General features: G+C 71.9%; 18 protein-coding genes and 1 riboswitch. Of the genes, 9 read left to right on the top strand and 9 right to left on the bottom strand.

Annotated features, from left to right (window positions below; all coding sequences use genetic code 11):
• Positions 1-67 precede the first annotated feature (67 nt).
• Together AB1285_RS10725 and glyA are read right to left on the bottom strand one after the other, a co-directional pair.
• Entirely contained in the window at positions 68-946 is an 879-nt protein-coding gene (locus AB1285_RS10725) for a bifunctional methylenetetrahydrofolate dehydrogenase/methenyltetrahydrofolate cyclohydrolase (protein WP_292795406.1), read from the bottom strand.
• Complete coding sequence (glyA, locus tag AB1285_RS10730; protein ID WP_025103803.1) at positions 943-2217, bottom strand: serine hydroxymethyltransferase; 1275 nt, start codon at positions 2215-2217, stop codon at positions 943-945. The genes AB1285_RS10725 and glyA overlap by 4 nt, the downstream gene beginning before the upstream one ends.
• Positions 2218-2255: 38 nt before the next feature.
• Positions 2256-2340: riboswitch (ZMP/ZTP riboswitch) on the bottom strand.
• Positions 2341-2457: 117 nt separating this feature from the next.
• Here glyA and AB1285_RS10735 point away from each other — a divergent pair.
• From AB1285_RS10735 to AB1285_RS10760, 6 genes are all read left to right on the top strand, one after another.
• Positions 2458-3969: a family 20 glycosylhydrolase gene (locus AB1285_RS10735; protein ID WP_370428297.1), complete on the top strand. Its 1512-nt coding sequence runs from the start codon at positions 2458-2460 to the stop codon at positions 3967-3969.
• The gene (locus tag AB1285_RS10740) at positions 3966-5138 is read left to right on the top strand and encodes an N-acetylglucosamine-6-phosphate deacetylase (protein WP_370428298.1); all 1173 of its coding nucleotides are present in this window, start codon (positions 3966-3968) and stop codon (positions 5136-5138) included. The genes AB1285_RS10735 and AB1285_RS10740 overlap by 4 nt, the downstream gene beginning before the upstream one ends.
• A gap of 507 nt (positions 5139-5645) precedes the next feature.
• A complete protein-coding gene (locus AB1285_RS10745) occupies positions 5646-7649 on the top strand; it encodes a sigma-70 family RNA polymerase sigma factor (RefSeq protein WP_370428299.1) in 2004 nt (667 codons plus the stop codon).
• Between the two features lie 9 nt (positions 7650-7658).
• Positions 7659-8030: a YrdB family protein gene (locus AB1285_RS10750; protein ID WP_187663476.1), complete on the top strand. Its 372-nt coding sequence runs from the start codon at positions 7659-7661 to the stop codon at positions 8028-8030.
• Between the two features lie 10 nt (positions 8031-8040).
• Complete coding sequence (locus AB1285_RS10755; protein WP_187663475.1) at positions 8041-9405, top strand: FAD-binding oxidoreductase; 1365 nt, start codon at positions 8041-8043, stop codon at positions 9403-9405.
• Entirely contained in the window at positions 9398-9805 is a 408-nt protein-coding gene (locus tag AB1285_RS10760) for an NUDIX hydrolase (protein ID WP_187663474.1), read from the top strand. Before AB1285_RS10755 ends, AB1285_RS10760 begins: the two co-directional genes overlap by 8 nt.
• 10 nt (positions 9806-9815) lie before the next feature.
• Here the strand turns inward: AB1285_RS10760 and nagB are convergent, their stop codons facing one another.
• From nagB to AB1285_RS10785, 5 genes are all read right to left on the bottom strand, one after another.
• Positions 9816-10595 carry a glucosamine-6-phosphate deaminase gene (gene nagB / locus AB1285_RS10765; RefSeq protein WP_292796958.1) on the bottom strand — a complete coding sequence of 260 codons (780 nt, stop codon included), beginning with the start codon at positions 10593-10595 and terminating at the stop codon, positions 9816-9818.
• On the bottom strand, positions 10588-11553 hold the full coding sequence (locus tag AB1285_RS10770) for an ROK family protein (RefSeq protein ID WP_187663472.1): 966 nt from the start codon (positions 11551-11553) through the stop codon (positions 10588-10590). Before AB1285_RS10770 ends, nagB begins: the two co-directional genes overlap by 8 nt.
• Positions 11554-11584: 31 nt before the next feature.
• Complete coding sequence (locus AB1285_RS10775) at positions 11585-12772, bottom strand: ROK family transcriptional regulator (RefSeq protein WP_259951940.1); 1188 nt, start codon at positions 12770-12772, stop codon at positions 11585-11587.
• A gap of 79 nt (positions 12773-12851) precedes the next feature.
• Positions 12852-16124: a family 20 glycosylhydrolase gene (locus AB1285_RS10780; protein ID WP_370428300.1), complete on the bottom strand. Its 3273-nt coding sequence runs from the start codon at positions 16122-16124 to the stop codon at positions 12852-12854.
• Complete coding sequence (locus AB1285_RS10785; RefSeq protein WP_268777168.1) at positions 16115-17332, bottom strand: alanine racemase; 1218 nt, start codon at positions 17330-17332, stop codon at positions 16115-16117. The genes AB1285_RS10780 and AB1285_RS10785 overlap by 10 nt, the downstream gene beginning before the upstream one ends.
• 25 nt (positions 17333-17357) lie before the next feature.
• Between AB1285_RS10785 and AB1285_RS10790 the strand changes: the two genes are divergently transcribed.
• Both AB1285_RS10790 and AB1285_RS10795 read left to right on the top strand, forming a co-directional pair.
• Entirely contained in the window at positions 17358-17762 is a 405-nt protein-coding gene (locus tag AB1285_RS10790; protein WP_187663468.1) for a RidA family protein, read from the top strand.
• Positions 17763-17877: 115 nt separating this feature from the next.
• Positions 17878-19365: a L,D-transpeptidase family protein gene (locus AB1285_RS10795; protein ID WP_232089191.1), complete on the top strand. Its 1488-nt coding sequence runs from the start codon at positions 17878-17880 to the stop codon at positions 19363-19365.
• Between the two features lie 167 nt (positions 19366-19532).
• Here AB1285_RS10795 and AB1285_RS10800 read toward each other — a convergent pair whose 3' ends face one another.
• Positions 19533-21752, bottom strand: a complete 2220-nt coding sequence (locus tag AB1285_RS10800) for an NADP-dependent isocitrate dehydrogenase (RefSeq protein WP_292796969.1) — start codon at positions 21750-21752, stop codon at positions 19533-19535.
• Positions 21753-21916: 164 nt separating this feature from the next.
• Here AB1285_RS10800 and AB1285_RS10805 point away from each other — a divergent pair, with 164 nt between their 5' ends.
• Positions 21917-22375 (top strand): GNAT family N-acetyltransferase, encoded by a 459-nt coding sequence (locus AB1285_RS10805; RefSeq protein ID WP_101847088.1) that lies wholly within the window; start codon positions 21917-21919, stop codon positions 22373-22375.
• Between the two features lie 85 nt (positions 22376-22460).
• Here AB1285_RS10805 and AB1285_RS10810 read toward each other — a convergent pair whose 3' ends face one another.
• A complete protein-coding gene (locus tag AB1285_RS10810; protein WP_370428301.1) occupies positions 22461-23282 on the bottom strand; it encodes a hypothetical protein in 822 nt (273 codons plus the stop codon).
• Positions 23283-23339: the final 57 nt, after the last annotated feature.

Consider the following 23339-nt stretch of genomic DNA (forward strand, 5'->3'; position numbering starts at 1 on the left):
CACGAACGCCGCAGGGATCACCGGGATCCCTGCGGCGTTCGCGTGAATCTGCGACGCGGCGCGGAGGTCAGACCGTCCGCTCGGCCGCCTCGACGACGTTGGTCATGAGCAGGGCGACGGTCATCGGCCCCACCCCTCCCGGATTCGGCGACAGGTACCCGGCGACGTCGGCGACCTCGGGAGCGACGTCGCCGAAGACGACGTTCTTCCCGGTCTCCGGGTCCGTCTCCCGGGTCACGCCGACGTCCAGCACCGCGGCGCCGGGCTTGACGTCCTCGGCGCGGATGAGGTGCTTGACCCCCGCGGCCGCGACGATCACGTCGGCCTCCCGCAGGTAGCGCGGCATGTCGACCGTGCCGGTGTGCGTCAGCGTGACCGTGGCGTTGAGGTCGCGACGGGTCAGCAGCAGCCCGATCGAGCGCCCGATCGTGACACCGCGACCGACGACCACGACGTGCTTGCCCTTGAGGTCGTAGTCGTTGCGCAGCAGCAGCTCGATGACCCCGCGCGGGGTGCACGGCAGCGGCGTGTGGATCGGCGCGTTGACATTGAGGACGAGGCGTCCGAGGTTGGTCGGGTGCAGCCCGTCCGCGTCCTTCGCCGGATCGATCCGCTCCAGGATCGCGTCGGTGTCGAGGTGCTTCGGCAGCGGCAGCTGCACGATGTACCCGTGGCAGGCGGGATCGGCGTTGAGCTCGTCGATCAGCGCCTCGACGTCGGCCTGTGTGGCGTCGGCCGGCAGCTCGCGCTGGATCGAGTTCATCCCGATCGCCTCGGACTGCCGGTGCTTCATGCCCACGTAGAGCTGCGAGGCGGGGTCGGCCCCCACCAGCACCGTGGCGATGCCGGGGGTGACGCCCTTCTCCTTCAGCGCCGCGACCCGCTCCGTCAGCTCGGCACGGATGTCGGCCGCCGCCGCCTTGCCGTCGAGGACGACCGCGGTCACTGCTGCAGGTCCGGGTAGAGCGGGAAGGCCGCGGCGAGCGCGTCCACGCGGGCACGGAGCGCCTCGATGTCGGCACCGGGGAGCAGCGCGAGGGCGATGATGTCGGCCACCTCCGTGAACTCGGCGTCGCCGAAACCGCGGGTCGCGAGCGCGGGCGTGCCGATGCGGAGGCCCGAGGTCACCATCGGCGGACGCGGGTCGTTCGGCACGGCGTTGCGGTTCACGGTGATGTGGATGTCGTGCAGGAGGTCCTCCGCCTGCTTGCCGTCGATCTCGGCGTCGCGGAGGTCGACGAGCACGAGGTGCACGTCCGTCCCGCCCGAGCGCACCGCGATGCCGGCGTCCTTCACGTCCTGCTGCGACAGGCGCTCGGCGATGAGCTTCGCCCCGCGCAGCACGCGCTCCTGGCGCTCCTTGAACTCCGGCGTGCCGGCGAGCTTGAAGGCGGTCGCCTTCGCCGCGATCACGTGCATGAGCGGACCGCCCTGCTGACCGGGGAAGACCGCGGTGTTGATCTTCTTGGCGAGGTCGGCGTCGTTGGTGAGGATGAAGCCCGAGCGGGGGCCGCCGATGGTCTTGTGCACGGTGGAGGACACGACGTGCGCGTGCGGCACCGGGTTGGGGTGCAGGCCGGCGGCGACGAGGCCGGCGAAGTGCGCCATGTCGACCCAGAGGATCGCGCCCACCTCGTCGGCGATGGCGCGGAACGCGGCGAAGTCCATCGTGCGCGGGTAGGCGGACCACCCGGCGATGATGACCTTGGGCTTGTGCTCGATGGCGAGGCGGCGGACCTCGTCCATGTCGATCGTCGAGGTCTCGGCGTCGACCCCGTAGGCCACGATGTCGTACAGGCGGCCGGAGAAGTTGATCTTCATGCCGTGCGTGAGGTGGCCGCCCTGGTCGAGTGAGAGGCCGAGCAGGGTGTCGCCGGGGCGGGCGATCGCGTGCAGGACCGCGGCGTTCGCCGAGGCACCGGAGTGCGGCTGGACGTTCGCGAACTCGGCGCCGAACAGGCTCTTGGCGCGGGAGATGGCGAGCTCCTCCGCGACGTCGACCTCCTCGCAGCCGCCGTAGTAGCGACGGCCGGGGTAGCCCTCGGCGTACTTGTTGGTGAGCACGGAGCCCTGCGACTGCAGGACCGAGACGGGGACGAAGTTCTCCGAGGCGATCATCTCGAGGAAGGTCTGCTGACGCTTCAACTCGCGATCGAGGACCTCGGCGATCTCCGGGTCGACTTCGGACAGCGGGGCGTTGAAGTAACGGTCGGTCATGACGTGCTCCTTTTGACGACGGATTCGAAAAGGGTGTTCCTATCGGCCCAGGCGCGCGGTCGAATTCCGTGGTCAGTCGCTCCCCGGTGGTTGTCCACCCAGACGCCAGTCGCGACGGTTACGAGCATAGCCGATGCGCGACGCCGCGCACGCGGTCGTTTCGGGCGTCGTGCCCGCCGCTTGCAGAATCGTTTCGATCGCCCTGTTCCCTTGCGGCGTTCCGGCGGCTAGGTTTTGTTCATGGTCCTACCTCTTGATCTGCCCCTCGTCCCTGCACCGGTGTCCGCGAAGGCCCGCGACGGACGCCTGCCGCTGTCCGCGACGACGCGTGTGCTCGGCTCCTCCCCCGCCGCCGGACAGCTGATCGACGCCGTCGCACGCCGCACCGGCCTCACCCTCACCGCGGCGGACTCCGGCCCCGCCGAGATCGAGTTGTTCGTCGATCCGGCATCCTCCGCGCCGGAGGGCTACACGCTCGAGATCGGCGACCGCGCCATCCTCATCGGCGCCGATGAGGCGGGGCTCTTCTACGGGGTCCAGACGCTGCTGCAGCTGCTGCGTGAGGACGACGCCGGCTGGGCGCTGCTCCGTGCCGACATCGCGGACGCCCCGCGCTTCGCCCGCCGCGGCGTCATGCTCGACGTGGCCCGGCATTTCTTCGGCGTCGACGACGTGAAGAGATTCATCGACAGCACCACCGCGCTGAAGTTCAACCACCTGCACCTGCACCTGACGGACGACCAGGGCTGGCGCGTGCACATCGACTCCTGGCCGCTGCTCACCGAGCGGGCGGCCACCACCGCGGCCGACGGCGCCCCCGGTGGCTTCTACACCAAGGACGACTACCGCGAGATCGTGGCGTACGCGGCTGCACGCCACATGATCGTGATCCCCGAGGTCGACCTCCCCGGGCACACCCACGCGATCGGCGTGGCCTACCCCGAGCTGGTCGAGGCCCCTGTCCTGAACGACGCACTGGTGGCCCAGTCCGAGCAGCTCGGCCAGCCGCTCCCGGTGGCCGGAGAGCCCTATCTGGGCTGGGGCGTCGGGCACTCCAGCGTGCGCATCCACGAGGAGGAGACGTATCGATTCGTCCGCGACGTCGTCCGCGAGCTCGCCGAGATGACCCCGGGGCCGTACATCCACATCGGCGGCGACGAGTCCCTCGGCACGCCCCAGGCCGACTTCGACCTCTTCGCCGAGCGCGCGACGGCGATCGTCGTCGAGGAGGGCAAGACCCCGGTGGCCTGGCACGAGATGGGCTCGGCTGCGGGCATCGCCTCCGGCACGGTCGGCCAGTACTGGGGTATGACGACGCCGACCGGAACGCACGCCGAGGAGGCCGCGCACTTCGTCGAGCGCGGCGGCGCCCTCATCATGTCGGCGGCGGATGCGACCTACCTCGACATGAAGTACACCGCCGACTTCCCGCTGGGTCTCGCCTGGGCCGCGATCATCGACGTCCGTCGCGCCTACGAGTGGGAGCCGACCGCTGTCCTCGACGTGCCCGACGAGGCGATCCTGGGAATCGAGGCGCCGCTGTGGTCCGAGACCACCCGCACGCTCGACGAGGTGGAACAGCTCGTGTTCCCCCGTGCCGCCGCGCAGGCCGAGATCGCCTGGTCGCCGCGCGAGGGCGTCGGCCGCACGTGGGAGTCCTTCCGCGACCGACTCGGTGCGCTCGCACCGCTGTGGAAGGCTGAGGGGGTCGATTTCCACCCCGCCCCCGAGATCCCCTGGAGCGCCCGTTGAAGACCCTCTCCTCCGCGACCGGTTCCCTCGTCGTCCACTCCGTCCGCCTCGTCGATCGCGGGGAGATCGCCGAGGACGCGTGGGTGCGCATCGAGGACGGCGTCGTCGTCGCGCGCGGCACGGGCACGGACTGGGAGCCCGCGACCGAGGTGGTGGACGGGACGGAGGTGGCAGGCGCCGGCGCGCTGCTCACGCCGGGCTTCGTGGACATCCACGGTCACGGTGGAGCGGGCGCCGCGTACGACGACGGGGTGGACGCGATCCGGACGGGGCGGAACCTGCACCGCGCGCACGGCACCACCAGGGCGGTCATCTCGCTCGTCACCGGCACGATCGACGACCTGGCCCGCAGCGTCGCCCTGATCGCCGCCCTGACCAGGACCGACGGGGACGTGCTCGGCTCGCACCTCGAGGGCCCGTTCCTCGACCCCGGTCACCACGGGGCCCATGAGCCCACGCTGCTCCGGCACCCCGTCGCGGCCGACGTGGCCCGGCTGCTGGAGGCCGGAGAAGGCACGGTCCGCCAGGTCACCATCGCTCCGGAGCTCCCGGGCGGGATCGACGCCGTCCGTCAGATCGTCGCGGCCGGCGCCGCCGCCGCCGTGGGTCACACCGACGCCGATGCCGCCATGGCCGTCGCGGCCTTCGAGGCCGGCGCCTCGCTGCTGACCCACGCGTTCAACGCGATGCCCGGCATCCACCACCGCGCCCCCGGCCCGGTGCTCGCCGCGGCCGCCGACCACCGGGTGATCCTGGAGGCCATCGCCGACGACGTCCACCTCGACCCGCACGTCGTAAAGCTCGTGTTCGACGCGGCCCCGCACCGCGTGGCGCTCATCACCGACGCCATGGCGGCCGCAGGAAGCGCCGACGGCAGATACGACCTGGGTGCGGTGAAGGTGACCGTCGAGAACGGCGTGGCCCGCGCCGACGACACCGGCTCGATCGCCGGCTCCACCTTGACCCAGGACGTCGCGCTGCAGCGGGCCGTGGCAGCGGGCGTCGCTCTTGCGGAGGTCGTGCGGGCGCTCACGGAGACCCCGGCCCGCGCGATCGGACGCGAGGCGCACCTCGGCGCGCTGCGTCCCGGCCTGCTCGGCGATGCCGTGCTGCTGGACGCGGGGCTGCGCGTCGCGCGGGTCTGGACGGGACCGGCGCTGCCCGCCTAGGAAGACAGCGCTCCGCGCGACGCGCAGCGCTGCGGTCTCCGGTCGATCGGACGAGACGATGTCACCGGACTCCCCAGATCAGTGACGTGCGTCTCGCAAGGTGAGAGTGGAGGGCCGCCGTTCTCCCCAGATCGGCGGCCCTTTCCCTCCCGTTCGAGCGGGCGGGGCCGGGAGCTCCTCCCCCGAGGATCCCGACCCGCCCACTGGTGCAGTACCCCCCGCACCAGCGCCGGAACTCCGCCCCCCGGTGGAGTCCATTTCGGCTGTCTCTACGGGATGAGACGAGGGCCGGCTCGGTTCATTACGCGGTTCTCGGAAAAAAGTTCAGAAAGTTCTCGCCGGGCGTCATCGCCGGGGCCGCGGAAGCGTCCCCGAGCATCTGCTCGGAGTCCGTCCCGGGGGTGGCCACGGCACCCATTTCGCGAGAGAATGGTCTGACCGCGTAATGAAAGACGCCTTCCCGCGTCTCTCCTCCTGGGGACGGTTGTGTGCCCCGGGACCAGATGGATGACCGTGCACCGAGAGAACACCACACCAGACGACACCATCGGCGATGCCGACCTGATCCTCCGCGTCCGCTCCGGCGACAAGGGGGCGTTCGGGGAACTCTGGAGGCGGCACTACCCGTCCGGAATGGCGGTCGCACGCTCGGTGACCTCCTCGATCGACCCGGACGACCTGGTGCAGGAGTCCTACACCCGCATCTACCAGGCGATCCTCAAGGGCGGCGGTCCCAACGGCTCGTTCCGCGCCTACCTCTTCACCAGCATCCGCAACACCGCCGCGGCGTGGGGACGAGCACGTCGCGAGACCGCGATCGACGAGCTCGACACGGTGGCCGATCCGGACAGCACCGAGCACGCCACGAACGAGGCCCTCGACCGCAGCCTCACCGCGCAGGCCTTCCGCAGCCTCCCGTCGCGGTGGCAAGAAGTGCTCTGGTACACCGAGATCGAGCAGATGAAGCCGCAGGAGGTGGCTCCGCTCCTCGGGATGAAGGCCGGTGCGGTGTCGCAGCTCGCCTTCCGTGCCCGCGAGGGGCTGCGCGAGGCGTGGATCCAGGCGCACCTGCGCAGCGCCAGTCCCGGCTCCGAGTGCCAGTGGACGATCGAGCACCTCGGCGCCTACTCGCGCGGCAACCTCGCCACCCGCGACCACCGACGACTGGAGCTGCACCTCGACGAGTGCGCCCGCTGCATGATCGTCGCGGCCGAGGCGAAGGATGTGTCCAAGCGCCTCGCACTCGTCCTGCTCCCGCTCGTCCTCGGCGCCACCGGTGCCTCCGGGTACCTCGCCGCCCTGCAGGGCGGTGCGCCGGTCCTGGCCGTGGCGGGGATGTCGTCCACCATCCCGGGCGCGGTGTTCGTCGGTGACGGCGGCATCGGCCAGGCCGCGGCGGCCACCTCCGGCGCGGGCGCAGCCGGCTCAGGAGCGGGCTCGGCCGGCGGCGCCGGCTCGGGCGCGAGCACGGGCGGCGTCTTCACGGGCATGGGCGCCGTCGTCGGCGCCGGGTCGGCAGCCCTCGTGGTGGCCGGAGTGGTCGCCGCAGCGGCCATCGTCCCCGGACTCGCGGGCGCGAACCCGGCGACCTCCCTGCCCAGCGCCTCGGACACCGACCCGTCGTCGATCGCGACCGACATCGCCCCGGACTCCTCGCTGAACCTCGACGAGCCCGTGGTGATCGAGACGCCGGAGAACGACGAGACGCCTGCACCTCCTGCCGAGGAGGAGACGGCGCCGCCCGTCTCCTCAGAGGCCGGGCCCGACACGGCACCCGCCGTCCCGGATGTCCCCGCGGCGCTTCCCGAGGCCACGCAGCCGCCTGTCGTCCCCGAGAACCCCGACACTTCGCCGAAGCCTCCCGGGGAGCCCAGCGAGCCCAGCGAGCCCACAATCCCGACTGACCCGCCCACATGGAGCACCGCTGCTTTCTGGCTTGATGACAAGTTCAACTGGCACTACGTCGTGCCGGTCGCGGGTGCGCCGGGCACCATCGTGCAGGCCCTCCTCGGCGGCGAGGAGGGAGGCAGGGTCGTCCTCGGCGACGACGGCACGGGCACCATCGAGCTCCGCCCGTCGTGGGAACAGTTCTGGCAAGCCAGTCTCGTGCCCGTGACCTTCCGCTACGTCCTCCCCTCCGGCGCGGACGCCCCGTCGGCCGTCACCACGCTCTACGCCTTGCAGCCCGAGGACGCGGCGGCCGATCAGCGCGCTGCGGCGGCTGCGCCTGTCGAGCAGACGGCGGTCGTCATCGACGAGGCCGAGCCGGTGACCGCTCCGGTCGAGGCCCCGGCGCCCGCCGCCTCTGAGGACACCGCGACACCCGCCGACGAGGTCGAGGCAGCTCCCGCACCCGTGGAGCCCGCGCCGGCGGAGCCCGCGCCGGCCGCCGAAGCTGCGCCGGCCCCCGAAGCTGCGCCGGCCGCCGACGCTGCACCGGCCGCACCGGCTGAGGAGGCCCCGGCCACGGAGGCCCCGGCTCCGACCGAGGACGCTCCGGTCGCGGAATAGACTGGACGCATGACCCCGGATTCCGCCCCCGTCGCCGGCGTCGACCGTCCGGCCATCACGGCCCTCGACATCGTGCGCGTCGTCGTCCTCATCGTGGCGATCGCCTCGCTCGCCCTGTGGGGGTTCGCCAGCTGGGACCTGCCGTGGAGCATCGTCATCGGCGTCGGCGCCCCCGTGGTCACCCTGCTGCTGTGGGCGCTCTTCCTCTCGCCGCGGCCGGTTCTTCGCGTGCATCCCTTCCTCCGGGCGGTCGTCGAACTGTTCATCTACGTGGGCGTGACCATCGCCTGGTGGTCCATGGGCCAGGCCCTGATCGGCACCGCCTTCGCCCTGGTCGCCGTCGTCGCGGGCGTCCTCAGCGGACGCCGCGCCCTGGCATGAGCGCACGGTCGTGAGCGTCGTCTCGCTGCTCCGCGACGCCCTCGGGGCGCGCGTGGACGTCAGCGAGCAGACGAGGCAGGACGCCAGGTCCGACCGTTCCGGTCATGCCGCGGTGGGCCTCCCGCTGGCCGTCGTCCATGCCGAGAGCGTGGACGACGTGCAGCAGACGATGCGGATCGCCACCGCCACGCGCACTCCCGTCGTCGTGCGCGGCGCCGGGACGGGGCTCGCCGGCGCCGCGAATGCGGGCGACGGCGAGATCGTCCTCTCCCTCCGCCGGATGGACGCCGTCCTCGAGGTGCGACCGGACGACCTCCTCGCCGTGGTCGAACCCGGGATCCTCAACGCCGACCTCAACGCGCACCTGGCCGCGCACGGCCTCTGGTGGGCCCCTGACCCCGCCAGCCGCGACATCTCGACGGTGGGTGGCAACATCGCGACCGGAGCCGGCGGACTCCTCTGCGCGAAGTACGGTGTCGTGCGGGATGCGGTCCTCGGCGTCGACCTCGTCCTCGCGGACGGTCGCCTGCTGCACCTCGGCCACCGCAGCGTGAAGGGCGTGACCGGGCTCGACCTCACCGCTCTCGTGGTGGGATCGGAGGGAACGCTCGGCGTCGTCGTCGGGGCGACGCTCAAGCTGCGCAGACTGGTGCCGGGCGAGACCTGCACGGTGACCGCGACCTTCCCCGGCGTGCGAGCCGCGGCCGCGGGTTCTGCCGCCGTGACCGCTGCGGGAATCCAGCCGGCGATCATGGAGCTCATGGATGCCGCCAGTCTCACCGCCGTCCATGCCCTCCTCGGGCTCCCGGCACCGACGCCGGGGGCCGCGCAGCTGACGATCCAGACCGACGGCCCCGCCGCCCGCGCGGAGGCGGAGGCCATCGCCGCGATCCTGAGCGCCCACGAGGGCGTCCCCGTGGTCTCGCACGACCCCGTCGAGGGCGATCGGCTGCTCGCGGTCCGGCGATCCATGCACGCCGCGATGGCGTCGCTCGGGACCACCCTCATCGAGGACGTCTCCGTGCCGCGGAGCGCCATGCCGGCGATGTTCGACGAGATCGCACGGATCGAGCGGGAGTTCGACATGGTGATCCCGACGGTCGCACACGCGGGCGACGGCAATCTGCATCCGAACTTCATCTTCGAGGGCCCGGAGACCCCGGCCCGGGTGTGGGAGGCGGCCGATGAGCTCTTCCGCGCCGCGATCCGGCTGGGCGGAACCCTCACCGGCGAGCACGGCATCGGCGTCCTCAAGAGACGATGGCTGGCCGACGAACTCGGCGAGGACCAGTGGCGCCTTCAGCGCGACATCGCGGCCGTGTTCGATCCGCTCGGCATCCTCAACCCCGGAAAGGTCTTCTCCCCCGATGCCTGACATCCACGTGAGCGCGGCCGTGATCGTCGATGCGGAGGGCCGCGTCCTGGTCGTCCGCAAGCACGGCACGACGCGCTTCATGCAGCCGGGAGGGAAGCCGGAAGCGGGCGAGTCCCCCGCCGAGACCCTCATCCGGGAGCTGCACGAGGAGCTCGGTCTCGAGCTCGCGGAGACCGACCTCCGGCCGCTGGGGCGCTTCGTGTCGGCGGCCGCCAACGAGCCGGGGCACCGCGTCGTGGCCGACGCGTTCTCGGCCTCGATCGATCCCGACGGGGTCCGGGTGCAGGCCGAGCTCGCCGAACTGCGCTGGATCACCCCGGCGGACGTCGCGACGCTTCCGCTGGCCCCGCTGAGCGTCGAGCACCTGCTGCCGCTCGCCTGGCCCGCCGCAGCGCGCTAGCCCGTCCGGGTCAGATGCCCTGCCAGGAGGGCTTGTTCGCGAACGTGTAGCGGTAGTAGTCCGCGAGCTGCAGCTTCGACGCGGCGGCTTCGTCGACGACGACAGTGGCGTGCGGGTGCAACTGGATGGCCGATCCGGGCAGCAGCGCCGTGAGCGGCCCCTCGACCGCGCCGGCCACCGCCTCCGCCTTGCCGGCGCCGAATGCCAGCAGCACGAGGTGGCGGGCCTCGAGGATGGTGCCGAGGCCCTGCGTGATGCAATGCATCGGCACGTCGCCGATAGAGTCGAAGAAACGGGCGTTGTCCTCACGCGTCTGCTCGGTGAGGGTCTTCACCCGCGTCCGGGACGCGAAAGAGGACCCGGGCTCGTTGAACCCGATGTGGCCGTCCGTGCCGATGCCGAGGATCTGCAGGTCGACGCCGCCGGCCGCCGCGATGGCCGCGTCGTAGTCCTCACCGGCGTGCTGGATGGTGGCCTGCGCGCCGTTCGGCACGTGGATGCGCTCCGGGTCGAGGCCGAGCGGCTCCACCACCTCACGGGTGATCACGGAGCGGTAGCTCTCCGGGTGGGACGGGTCGATGCCGACGTACTCGTCGAGCGCGAAGCCGCGCACCTGCGACACGTCGCGTCCCGCGAGGCGGCTGCGGAGAGCCTGATAGACCGGCAGCGGCGTCGATCCGGTCGCGAGCCCCAGGACGGCGTCCCGACGGCTGTCGATGAGCTCGACGATCTCGGTGGCGACCAGGGCGCCGGCGGCCTCGGCATTCTCGACGATGACGACCTCAGCCATGCGGAACGATCTCCTTCTCAGAAATGGATGCGCCCACCAGAGCGGCGCCGAAAGCGGCGGCGGGGGAACCCGCGGGGAGCAGTTCGATTCTCTCATCCAGCCGCAGGGACTTCAGGAACGGTGACGCCTCGGCACCGGCGTGCAGCGCGGCACGGACCCCCGCCGCCAGCCGGCCGCCGAGAGCGGTGAGTCCCCCGCCGATGACCACGGTCTCGACGTCGGCCGACAGCACGAGCACGCGTACGGCCGCCGCGGCCCCGAAGAAGAGGTCCGCCTGCAGGGCCTGGGCGTGCGGATCGCCCGCGTCGGCCGCCTCGACGATGTCCTTGACGGGCAGCGCACCGGGACGTCCCCACGCCTTGGCCAGCGCCCCACCGCCGCAGAAGGTCTCCACGCAGCCGCGCTGCCCGCACCCGCACAGCCGGCCGCGGGGATCGACGGAGAGGTGTCCGACCTCGCCGGCGGTCCCGCGGGCGCCGCGCCAGATGCGGCCGTCCACCACGATGCCGGCGGCGACGCCGGTGCCGAGGTTCAGATAGGCCATGGAGCCGGCGACGTCGCTCAGGACCGCGGCGCCGAGCGCGGCGGCCTTCACGTCGTTCTCCACCCGGAACGGAACGCCGAGTGCGTGCTCGGCGCGCGCCGCGAGGTCGAGCGACTCCACCCCGAGATTCACGGCGTGCAGCACGCGGCCGGTCTCCGCATCCACGAGGCCGGGGATGCCGATGCCGGCGGATCCGACCGCGGACAGCGGCAGTCCGCTCTCCTCGGCAAGGGCGGCGACGGTCGACACGATGCTGTCGACGACGGCGTCCTCTCCCCACCCGGTCGGGCGGCGGAGGCGGGCGAGGATCGTCCCTGCCGGATCGACGGCGACGGCGTCGATCTTCGTGCCGCCGACGTCCAGACCCACGCGAAGGGGCCGACCGGCGCGGTCGGCGGAGGCGGGGACGATCATCGGATGCCGTTCCCGATCATGGTCGCGGATGTCACGACACCCCCAGCTGCCCGGAGAGGACCATGACGGCGGCACCGCGGAGCACGATGTCGTCCTGACGGGTGAGCCGCACCATGACGTCCTCGAAGACGCCCTCGAGCGTCCGCGCGTGCAGCGTCTCGACGGCCGCGTCGATGAGCGTGCCGTCCAGCAGCTCGGCGGGCCCGGAGAGCACGACCTCGGACAGGTCCAGGGCGGCGACGATCGGGGCGATCGCGATCGCCATGCGGGTCCCGGAGTCGCGGAGGATCTCCTCGCGGGCGGCCGGGTCGGCGTCGAGCGCCTCCTGCATGCGACTCACGCTCAGCCATGCCTCCAGGCAGCCGATCTTGCCGCAGGCGCAGCGAGGGCCGCCGTCCGTGCCGACGACGACGTGACCGATCTCCCCGGCGGCGAAACGGCTGCCGAGGAGCGGCTGGCTCCCGGTGATCAGCCCAGCACCCACGCCTCGACCGATCTTGATCAGCATGAAGTCGGCCTCCGCCTCGCCGAACGTGTACTCGGCGAGGACCGCGGCATTGGCGTCGTTCCGTGCGAGCACCGGCAGGTCGAGGTCGGCGCTGAGCTTCGCCTCCAGCGGGAAGTCCGTCCAGCCGAGGTTGGGCGAGCTGAGGACGAGGCCGTCTGGGCGCACGACACCCGGGGTGCCGATGCCGACGCCGAGCACCGGCTGCGTGGCGATCTCGACGAGGGTCTGCGCGAGGCCGCGGAGAGCCTCATACGCGGCATCGCCGTCCGGCGTCTCCGGACGCGGCACCTGCCGCCGCTCCAGCACGTCGCCGTCCAGGCTGAGGACGGCGCCCTCGAAGGCGGTCGGACCGGAGAGGTCGAGCCCGATGATCTGATGCCCCACCCGATCGATGTCGATGAGGATGGGCGGCTTGCCGGGGCCGACGGCCTCGCGCACGCCGATCTCGACGACGATGCCGTCGGCGATGAACTCCGCGACCAGATCCGAGATCGTGACGCGTGTGAGGCCGGTCTCGCGGGAGAGGTCAGCGCGACTCATCGCCCCCGAGTGATACAGCGTCTGCAGCACGAGCGCGCGGTTGTGTCCGCGGGCGTGCTCGGGGAGCACCTTGGTGCGCGAGCGGAGATGCCGCGCGGGGCCGAAGGCGTGCGCGTTCGCGGCGACGAAGTCTGTCGTCGCCGCGGGGCGCTGATCATCCGAAACGGACATGTTTGTTAGTAGACCTTACGAACAGGATTTGTGCAACTGTTCCGCGCGATTCCGCGGGCAGGGTTACCGAAACGTGACATCATGCCGACCGCGGCGGTTCGTCGTCCGCCGCCATCCGGAGCAGCCGCTCGACGAGCCCGGCGACGATCCCCTCCCGGGTCTCGACGGTCATGGGTTTGCCGGGAACCCCCGGTCGCCGCTGCTCGGGCGACGGCCCGTCCAGCGGACGATACCGCACGCCCACCGCGGCGAGGCGCCGCAGATGCGTGGGCAGCCGCCGGGCGAAGTCCGCGAAGGGCGCGGGCTCTCCCCCGTCCCACAACCGCTCCGCGATCGCGGCGAGGCGCGGGAACATCGCGAAGTCGACCCGGTCCCTGCTCGGCAGGTGCTCCGTCCAGATGTTCGCCTGCCCGCCGACCGCGCCGTCGACGACCTCGAACGAGTACGCGCGCTCGATGGTCAGCGGGGGCCCGACGCGGATGGGCTCCTCGGCCGATTCGGACTGCGGGTAGTCGAGGTACACCTCGAGATCCGGGCACCCGACAACGGGGATCCCCCGCCGCAGCGCCTCGCGCATGGCGACCGGCCCGCGCCAGGCGAGGATGCGCACGCCCTCCGGGACCTCGCCCTCCAGCACCTCGTCCCAGGCGAGTGCCGTCCGTCCCCTGCGGCGGACGTGCGCGACGAAGTGCGCCGTGAACCAGGGCTGGACGTCGTGCGCGGTGGCCAGCCCGAGCTCCCGCATCCGCGCGGCGGCGGCCGCGCTCTCCGCCCACTCGGTCACCGGCACCTCGTCGCCGCCGATCCCGATCCATGCGGACGGGAACACGTCGCACAGCGCATCGATGGCGGCACGGCCGAAGGCCAGCGCCTCCTCGGTCGGCGCGAGGGTGCGCGCGTTCACGCCGAAACGCTCCCACGGCCCGGTGGGCGGCGTCCCGACGTCGAGGTTGCCCAGCTCCGGGTACGCGGCGAGCGCGGCCTGGATGTGTCCCGGCAGCTCCACCTCGGGCACGAGAGTGACGAAGCGGTCGGCCGCATACCGCACGAGGTCGCGCAGCTCGGCGGTCGTGTAGAAGCCCTCGTGCACGCCGGGCTCGACCGTGGCCTCAGGGCCGTGGCCGCGTTGCGTGGCCTCGCGCCGCGCACCGACCTCGGTCAGGCGCGGATACCGCGGCACCTCGAAGCGCCAGCCCTGATCGTCCGTCAGGTGCAGGTGCAGGATGCTGAGGTGGTGATCGGCGAGCAGGTCGATGAGACGACGTACGTCCTCCACGGGGCGGAAGTGGCGCGCCACGTCGAGCATCGCTCCACGCCAGGCGTAGGCGGGAGAGCCCTCCCAGCGCCCTGCCGGGATCGTCGCGGGGAGAGCGGGGTCGTGGTCCGGGTCGCGGAGCTGACGGAGCGTGGTCGCGCCGCGGAAGACCCCCTCCGGCGTCGCCCCCGCGATCTCGATCCCCGAGGCCGTCGCGGTCACGCGGAAGGCCTCGGGGCCATGGCGCCCTGCCGCGGATGCCGCGGCGCCCAGCTCCGGATCGATCACGAGGCGGATGGCGGGCAGCGTGTCGTCCGCTCCCCCGCCGCCGAGTCGTGCGACGGCCGCGGCCAGCTCCGGTGCCGCCTCGATCGGGGTCGACGGGGTCCATCGGAGGCCCGGAGCCAGGGAGTCGATCTCTGCGACGACGTGCGGCACCGTCGCGCGCGCCGCCGAGGGGGGCATCCGCAACGCGCGGCCGGCGACCGCACCGGTGGGGTCGCCGTCGATGACGACCGGCACGCCGCCGACGAGAACCTCGCGCACACCCTGCGGCGCACCGTGCGGGTCGTCGAACGTGGCTCCGGCCGCGATCGTCTCCGGGTCGAACAGCACCAGGTCGGCGGTGGCGCCCTCGCGGAGCACACCGCGCGGCGCGTCACCGCGGTCGAGGCCCAGGCGGGCGGCCGGGTTGCCGGAGAGATGGTGGACGGCCTCCTCGAGGCTCAGCACCCCCAGGTCCCTGACGTAGTGACCGAGGTAGCGAGGGAATGTGCCGCGGCCGCGCGGGTGCGGCCGGGCACCGATGAGGATGCCGTCGCTGCCTCCGGAGTGCCGCGGGTGCCGCATGATGGCGCGGACGTTGTCCTCGTCGCCGATGTGCATGAGCACGCCGGTGGCGCCCGCATCGGCGAGGATCGTGTCGATCACGACGTCCACGGCGCGCTGCCCGGTCTCCGCCGCGATGGCGGCGATCGTGCGGCCGACGAGGCCGGCCAGAGCGGGGGTGCCCGTCCCCGAGATCTGGATCACCGACCAGTCCGCCACCTCGCCGTGGAACCCGTCGCAGCCGATCTCCTCCAGCTCGACGCGGACGGCCTCGCGCCCCTCCGCATCCAGGCCGGCCAGGACGCCCAGCAGGTCGCCGGTCGCCGCCAGCCTGCTCGGCAGGAGCGCCGCGAGAGTGGTCGCCCCCGGGAGGTACGGGTAGGTGTCCAGCGTCACGTCGACGCCGTCGGCCGTCGCCTCGTCGACGAGCGCCAGCAGCTCCGCGGCACGCCCGCGGTTCGGCGCGAAGTTCATGGTCGCGTGTGTGAGATGGACGGGACACCCGGTACGGCGGCCGATCTCGATCGCCTCGCGATACGCATCCAGCGCCGCCCGTCCGTAGCTGCGGGTGTGCGGCGCCCAGTAGCCGCCGCGCTCCGCGACCACTCGGCAGAGCGCCTCCAGCTCGGCGACGTCGGCGTACATCCCCGGGGTGTAGGTCAGGCCGCTCGACATGCCGAAGGCCCCGGCATCCAGGGCCTGGCCGAGGAGGTCGGCCATCGCCACGATCTCGGCGGGAGTCGCCCGACGGTCATCGTGCCCGACCACCATCATCCGGAGGTTGCCCTGCGGCACCAGCACCGCGGCGTTGGCCACCGCGGCGACGTCGATCGCCTCCAGGAAATCGTCCATCGACCGCCACGGGACCTCCGCCGGCCGCCCGTTCCAGCCCGCGATCTGGGCGGGGACGACGGCGGCGGTCGCCTCGTCCAGCGGCGCGTAGCCCAGGCCGTCCTGGCCGAGCACCTCTGTCGTGACCCCCTGACGGATCTTGGCGTCGTGCGCGGCGCCCTGGAGCACCGCGAGGTCGCTGTGCGCGTGCATGTCGATGAAACCAGGCGCCAGGACGAGGCCGGACGCGTCGACCTCGACCGCGTCGTCCGGCAGCTCCAGCGTCGTCCCGTCGCCGTCGCGGATGACGGCGACGACCCTGGCCCCCTCCACCGCGACGTCCGCGACGAAGCGCGGGGCGCCGGTGCCGTCGACGACGGTCGCCCGCCGGTAGACGCGCACGAGGCCCGCCGCCGCCTTCTCCGCGCTCAGAAGCATGTCGCCACCGCCCCGATCACCCGCGGGTCCGCGGCGTCGGGGTCGTCGATCACGGCGACGACGCGCCATTTGTCGAACGCGGTGCACGGGTGCGAGAGGCCGAGGCGCACGACCTCGCCGACCGCGACGGTCGCCCCGTCGGCGGGTCGGAGGAAGGCGTGCTGGTCGTTCAGGGCCGTCACGGTGCCGGCGACCGACTGCGGCGCCGGGAGGTCGATGTCGAACGGCACGTCCCGCCGCCCGGCGTCGAGCAGGGCGAGGCCGGGTTCGGGCTGCGAGACCACCCGCGACCACGCGTGCATCGCGGAGCGCAGCGGGGCGGTGTCCGTGAGCGGACCGAACGGCGACATGCGGGAGTAGAAGCCGTCGTCGTGGATCTGGAAGGCACCGGAGCGCAGCACGACCTCGGCGTCCGCTCCCGCGGCGCCGAGGACCGCGGCGGCGCGATCGGGGAAGGAGCTGCCGCCCGCGCTGAGCACGGGGCGGACGCCGTCGGGGTACTCCAGTCGGCGATGCAGCTCGACGAGGGTGGCCAGGAAGCCGTCCACCGCGGCGACTGACGCCGCGGAGCGATCGGGGCCGAAGGGGCCTTCGTAGCCCGTCACTCCGGCGAGGCGGAGACCGGGGGCGGCCATGATCGCCGCGGCGATGCGCTCGCCCTCCGCCACGGTCCGCGCACCCGTGCGCCCCTGCGCACCGCCGAGCTCCACGAGCACGTCCAGCGGACGCGGGGCGTCCGCGAGGGCGTCGGCGAGGATCGCCACGCCGGCGAGGGAGTCCGCCCCGCACAGGATCCGCAGGCCTTCGTCGGCCGCGAGCAGCGCCCCGAGCTCACGGGCCGCAGCGCCGTCGGTCACCCCGTTGGCGATGAGCACCGTCGGGACACCGGCGTCGACGGCGACGCGGGCCTGCCACGGCGTCGCCACGGAGATCCCCCAGGCCCCGGCGTCCAGCAAGCGCTGCCACAGCGCGGGCGCCATGGTGGTCTTGCCGTGCGGGGCGAGGCGGACGCCCTCGCGCGCGGCCCAGCCGAACACCGTGTCCTCGTTGTGCGCGATCGCGTCGGCATGCACCGTGAGCACCGGCGTGCCGAGGTCCGAGAGGCGCAGCCCCGCACCAGCCACCTCCGACAGACGCAGGCCCGCGGCGTGCGCCGGGAACCCCTTCGCCCAGGCGCCGAGGACGGGATCCGGAATTTGTAGAGGCATCTAACAAGGCTACTAGGCTGGCGGCATGACCGCGAAGACACGAGTTTCCACCGACGCCGCCCCCGCTCCCGCGCACACGTTCTCCCAGGGCGTCCGCAAGGGCCCGATCGTCCAGGTCTCCGGCCAGGGCCCCGTCGACCCGCAGACCAACGAGTACCTGTACCCGGGCGACGTCGCGGCGCAGACCACCCGCACGCTCGAGAACGTCAAGGCCATCGTGGAGGCCTCCGGCGCCACGTTCGACGATGTCGTGATGCTGCGCGTGTACCTCACCACGCGCGAGGACTTCCCGATCATGAACGAGGCCTACGGCGCGTTCGTCGAGGCCCACACGACCAGCGGCGTGCTGCCCTCGCGCACCACCGTCTTCACCGGTCTTCCCCGCGAGGAGATGCTCGTCGAGATCGACGGGCTCGCCGTCATCGACTGACCCCCGACACCCCTGGCGAACGGGGAGGCACCTTATCAGGACCGTTGCCTCCCCGTTACCAGCCATCCCGTACCATGGACGACAGGACACGTCGAGACTGCGGGGGGTGTAGTTCGTGACCGATCTGATTTCCACGCCGGGCACTGCGACGGGGGCACAGCCCGACGATGCGACACCGACGAGTGTCCTGACGCCGGAGGCGGCGACCGACACGGCCCCGCCGCAGACCGGCGAGCAGCCCCTGGCCTGGGCTCCCGTCGAGCCGGCCCCGAAGAAACGCCGCCTCGGCCTGTGGATCGGTCTCGGCCTCGGCGTGGTCGCGCTCGGCGCCGGCGCCGCCTCGATGATCCTCATCGCCCCCGGCACCACCGTCGCGGGCATCCCGGTGGGCTGGATGACTCCCGGTGCCGCCGCCGAGACGATCAGCTCGCACCTCGCCCAGACCGAGGTCACCCTCACGGGCGACGGCGACGACGCCGTGCTCACCGGCGCCGACCTGGGGGCGACCGCCGACGCCACGGCCCTCGCCGATGCCGCGTTCTCGGCGCATCCGATGTGGAATCTCGGCGCCTGGATGGGCGACCCCGTGCCCGCGGACATCGTCCTCGACCAGGAGACCGCATCCGCCGCGCTCCGGGCGGCCGTCCCCGGGAGCTTCGTCGACCCGGTCGACGCCGCCGTGGTCTTCGACGCCGCGAAGGGCACCTACACCGTCACTCCGTCCGTTCCCGGCACCGGTGTCGACGTGGCCGATCTGAACGCTGCTTTCGTCGAGGCTGTCGGCGACGGACGCACGACCTTCGAGTACCCGGGCGACCCTGTCGAAGCCCTGCCCGCCGTGTCCGACGACGACGCGACGGCGACCGCCACCACCCTCAACACCATGCTGTCCACCATCGGCTTCTACGTCGGCAAGGAGCGCACCGTCCCGGTCTCCCCCGCGGTCGCCGCGTCCTGGCTGACCGTGGTCGACGAAGACGGCCAGCTCCGCATCGAGGCGGATCCGGCGGCGATCCAGACCACCGTCGACACGCTGCCCGCCGCCGTGGACCGCGCGCCCGTGAACGCGACCAACATCGTCGACTCCGCGGGGAATGTGCTGCGCGCCGAGAAGGAGGGCGCCACCGGACGCGCCCTGGGAGACACCGACGGCATCGCCGACGACTTCGCGACGCAGCTCGCCGCGGGCGACGGCACCTTCGCGCTCTCCGTGACCGAGACGCCGTTCGAGACCACGAACCTGTTCCGCCGTGCGGAGATCAACCTCAGCACGCAGCGCGCCTACCTCTTCGAGAACGACAAGGTCGTGCAGTCCTGGGCGGTCTCGACGGGCCTGCCCGGTACGCCGACGCCGACCGGCAACTTCAAGGTCTTCGCGCACACGTCGATGCAGGACATGGGCTGCTACGAGGGCGCGCCGTACTGCACCGAGGACGTGCCCTGGATCACATGGTTCGCCCCGAACATCGGCTTCCACGGCACCTACTGGCACAACAACTTCGGCAACCGGATGAGCCACGGCTGCGTGAACCTGCCGATCGACCTCGCCAAGTACGTCTACGACTGGTCCCCCGTCGGCCTCGAGGTCTCCGTCTACAACTGATCCGGTTCGCGTGCCGAGCACAGCTTCGGAGACGCGGAACGACACGCCGCCGAGGCGTCCCCTCTCCCAGGGTGTCGCGGTCGCGCTCCGCAGTCGTGCTCGGGCCTGGCGGAGGGCGGACAGCGAGAAGGGGGCGGATGCCGCAGCATCCGCCCCCTTCCGTCGTCTCAGCGCAGGGCGTCGACGATCTCGTTGAGCGTCGTGGACGGGCGCATGACCGCCGCTACGAGCTTCTCGTCCGGGCGGTAGTACCCGCCGATCTCCACGGGCTTGCCCTGCACCGCGTTGAGCTCGGAGACGATGGCCTCCTCGTTCGCTGCGAGCTTCTCGGCCACCGGGGCGAAGGCCGCGGCGAGCTCCGGGTCCTTCGTCTGCTTCGCCAGCTCCTGCGCCCAGTACAGCCCCAGGTAGAAGTGGCTGCCGCGGTTGTCGATCGTGCCGAGCGCGCGGCCCGGCGAGCGGTCCTCCTCGAGGAAGGTACCGGTCGCGGCGTCCAGCGTCTCGGCGAGCACGCGGGCCTTCTCGTTGCCCGTGCGGTCGGCGAAGTGCTCGAGCGAGGCGGCCAGCGCGAAGAACTCGCCCAGAGAGTCCCAGCGCAGGTAGTTCTGCTCGACCAGCTGCTGCACGTGCTTCGGAGCGGAGCCACCGGCACCCGTCTCGAACAGTCCGCCGCCGGCGAGCAGCGGCACGATCGAGAGCATCTTGGCGCTCGTGCCGACCTCGAGGATCGGGAACAGGTCGGTGAGGTAGTCGCGCAGCACGTTGCCCGTCACCGAGATGGTGTCGAGACCGTGACGCATGCGCGCCAGCGTGTACCGCGTCGCCTCCTCCGGCGCGAGGATCGTGATCGTCAGGCCCTTGGTGTCGAGCGTGGCGAGGCCCTGGTGCACCTTCGCGATGATCTGGGCATCGTGCGAGCGGTTCGCGTCGAGCCAGAACACCGCGGGCACGCCGGTCGCACGGGCACGGCCGACGGCGAGCTTGACCCAGTCCATGACCGGGATGTGCTTGGTCTGCGTCGCGCGCCAGATGTCGCCCTTGCCGACCTCGTGCTCGATGAGGACGGTGCCTTCGCTGTCCAGCACCTGGACGATGCCGTCCGCCGCGATCTCGAACGTCTTGTCGTGGCTGCCGTATTCCTCGGCCGCCTGCGCCATGAGACCCACGTTCGGCACGGTGCCGATGGTGGCCGGGTCGAGCGGGCCGTTCGCGATCACATCGTCGATCACCGCCTGGTAGACGCTCGCGTAGGACGAGTCGGGGATGACCGCGATCGTGTCGGCCTCCTCGCCGTCCTTGCCCCAGAGCTTGCCGCCGTTGCGGACGAGCGCCGGCATGGACGCGTCGACGATGACATCGCTCGGCACGTGGAGGTTGGTGATCCCCTTGTCGGAGTTCACGTACGACAGACGCGGCCCCTCGGCGATGGCCTTGTCGAACGCCGCAGCGATCTCCTCGCCACCGGTGACGTTCGCCAGGCCCGCGAGGATGGAGCCGAGGCCGTCGTTCGCGCTCAGTCCGGCCTCGGCGAGCTGCGTGCCGTACTGGTCGAAGACATCCTTGAAGAACGCCTTCACCACGTGGCCGAAGATGATCGGGTCGCTGACCTTCATCATCGTCGCCTTGAGGTGCACCGAGTAGAGTACGTCGTCGGCCTTGGCCTCCGCGAGGGTGTCCGCGAGGAAGGCGTCCAGCTCCTTCGCGGAGAGGAACGTCGCGTCGATGATCTCGCGCGGGAGGACCTTGAGTCCTTCCTTGAGGACCGTGACGGTGCCGTCCTTCGCCGTGTGGCGGAAGGAGAGGACGTCGTCGTGAGCGGCGACCCACGAGCGCTCGTTGTGCTTGAAGTCGTCGTGGCCGAGGGTCGCGACGCGGGTCTTCGAGCCCTCGGCGAACGGCTTGTTGCGGTGCGGGTGCTTCTTGGCGTAGTTCTTCACCGCGAGCGGCGCGCGGCGGTCGCTGTTGCCCTCGCGCAGCACCGGGTTCACTGCGGAGCCCTTGATGCGGTCGTAGCGGGCGCGGACGTCCTTCTCCTCCAGCGACGAGGGCTCGTCCGGGAAGTCGGGGACGTCGTAGCCCTGCTGCTGCAGTTCCGCGATGGCGGCCTTGAGCTGCGGGATCGACGCGGAGATGTTCGGCAGCTTGATGATGTTCGCCTCGGGGAGCGTGGCGAGGCCGCCGAGTTCGGCCAGCGCGTCGCCGACCTGCTGCTCCGGGGTGAGCTTCTGGGGGAAGGCGGCGAGGATGCGGCCGGCCAGAGAGATGTCCCGCGTCTCGAATTCGATGCCCGCCTGGCCCGTGTAGGCCTGGATGATCGGCAGGAACGAGGCGGTGGCCAGCGCCGGTGCCTCGTCGGTGTAGGTGTAGATGATGGCGTCGTCGGTCACCGGGAGGTTCTCCGTTCACGAGGGCTATTTGTCTCGATACCAAGATACCTGAGCGGCCCTCGCCCCGAAGCGGCGCTCCCGGCGACGGGGTCCGGCACGTGACCGGTCCGTGAAAAGTCCGCCCGAGTGATGAATGCGGTGAGCGGAGGGGCTAGCCTGGGGGCATGTCCGAACTGCGCATGGTCGAACTCTCCGCCGCGACGATCGTCGCCGTGAACAACCTGTCGCTCAAGCCCGGACAGGAGCAGTTCCTCGCGCCCGTCTCGTACGGCATCGCGGCCACCGTCATCAACCCGCAGACCTCCTGGCAGCGGGTGATCCTGGACCGCAACGAGGTCGTGGGCTTCGTCAGCGCCAACTTCGACGACGAGGCCCCGGAGGAGCACTTCCGCTCCGTGCTGTGGCGCATCAACGTCGACGCGGACGACCAGGGTCGCGGCATCGGCCGCTTCGCCGTCGAGAACCTCATCGACGAAGCGCGCACCCGCGGCGTCGACCACGTCAACGTGATCTACGAAGCGGGCGAGGACGGCCCGGAGGCCTTCTTCCGTCGCGTCGGCTTCACCCCCGTCGGGGAGACGGCCTACGGCGAGGTCATCGCCGAGATCCGCGTCCCCTCCTGAGACCGGCGGCGGGGTCTCGAATCCCCTCCCCCATCGAGACTCCGTCGCCCTCGGATCCCGCCGGACGGCTCGACCTCGATCCTCCTCAGCGCTGACCGTTGCCGTCCGGAGGCGTGCCCTTGCCCCGGCGACTGTTCCACGCGGCGAGCGCTGAGGCGGCAGCACCTGCTGCGCGGTCGATGGCCTCCGCGGAGCGGTGCAGCATGTCCTGCGCGGCGTCCTGCCAGGCCGCGGTGGGAGGTGCCTCGCCCGTCTGGACCTTCGCCGCGTGCTCGGCGGCCTCGAACGCCCGCTCCAGCTCCGCGACAGCGTCGCGGTACGCCGCGTACTCGGCGGCGGTCACCCGGCCCGTCGTCTGCCGACGCGCCTCGACCGCGGCACCGGCGGCCCGCAGGTAGGCGGCCGTCTCCGGACGCTTCACGTCCGTCATCTCGGGATAGGTGATCTGCAACGCGGGGTCTGTCTCATACCGCATCCACCGCGCCGTCACCGCGTCGTGCTCCGCATACAGGCGCTCCAGCGGCCGCGGCGCGGAGCCGGCGGGGATCGCGGCGCGAGCGGCGTTCACCCTGACCCGCCGGGCGCGGACGTCGGCCGCCGCGGCCCTGGCGTCGCGCTCACGCTCCTTGAGCATGCGTCGGGCGCCGGACACCTGCTCCGCGCTCGCCCGCTGCGCGGCCCGCTCGGCGGAGACCCGGGCGAGGTCGGCCCGTGCCACCTTCAGGGCCGTCCGTCGCACCACCGCGCGCTGCTGGGCCTCGCGGAGGTCGTGCCGGGCCGCGTCGTACTCCAGCCGGCGGCCGCTGCGGGTGTTGCGCCGACGGACGCCGATCGCGCCCGCGGTCACCCCAGCGGCGGCGGTCGGCACGAGCCACCACCACTCCGCGACGAGGAGGAAGGGGTCCATCCCTCGATGCTACCGATCCCGGCGCACCCGCGCCCGGACGAGGAAGCCCCGGCATCC

The sequence above is a fragment of the Microbacterium sp. NRRL B-14842 genome (assembly GCF_050470785.1).

Bases quoted from the DNA above. Each gene is read 5' to 3' on its own strand.
- glyA (WP_025103803.1), bottom strand. From the start codon at position 2,217: ATGACCGACCGTTACTTCAACGCCCCGCTGTCCGAAGTCGACCCGGAG.
- AB1285_RS10735 (WP_370428297.1), top strand. From the start codon at position 2,458: ATGGTCCTACCTCTTGATCTGCCCCTCGTCCCTGCACCGGTGTCCGCG.
- AB1285_RS10745 (WP_370428299.1), top strand. From the start codon at position 5,646: ATGACCGTGCACCGAGAGAACACCACACCAGACGACACCATCGGCGAT.
- AB1285_RS10750 (WP_187663476.1), top strand. From the start codon at position 7,659: ATGACCCCGGATTCCGCCCCCGTCGCCGGCGTCGACCGTCCGGCCATC.
- AB1285_RS10760 (WP_187663474.1), top strand. From the start codon at position 9,398: ATGCCTGACATCCACGTGAGCGCGGCCGTGATCGTCGATGCGGAGGGC.
- nagB (WP_292796958.1), bottom strand. From the start codon at position 10,595: ATGGCTGAGGTCGTCATCGTCGAGAATGCCGAGGCCGCCGGCGCCCTG.
- AB1285_RS10770 (WP_187663472.1), bottom strand. From the start codon at position 11,553: ATGATCGTCCCCGCCTCCGCCGACCGCGCCGGTCGGCCCCTTCGCGTG.
- AB1285_RS10775 (WP_259951940.1), bottom strand. From the start codon at position 12,772: ATGTCCGTTTCGGATGATCAGCGCCCCGCGGCGACGACAGACTTCGTC.
- AB1285_RS10780 (WP_370428300.1), bottom strand. From the start codon at position 16,124: ATGCTTCTGAGCGCGGAGAAGGCGGCGGCGGGCCTCGTGCGCGTCTAC.
- AB1285_RS10785 (WP_268777168.1), bottom strand. From the start codon at position 17,332: ATGCCTCTACAAATTCCGGATCCCGTCCTCGGCGCCTGGGCGAAGGGG.
- AB1285_RS10790 (WP_187663468.1), top strand. From the start codon at position 17,358: ATGACCGCGAAGACACGAGTTTCCACCGACGCCGCCCCCGCTCCCGCG.
- AB1285_RS10805 (WP_101847088.1), top strand. From the start codon at position 21,917: ATGTCCGAACTGCGCATGGTCGAACTCTCCGCCGCGACGATCGTCGCC.
- AB1285_RS10810 (WP_370428301.1), bottom strand. From the start codon at position 23,282: ATGGACCCCTTCCTCCTCGTCGCGGAGTGGTGGTGGCTCGTGCCGACC.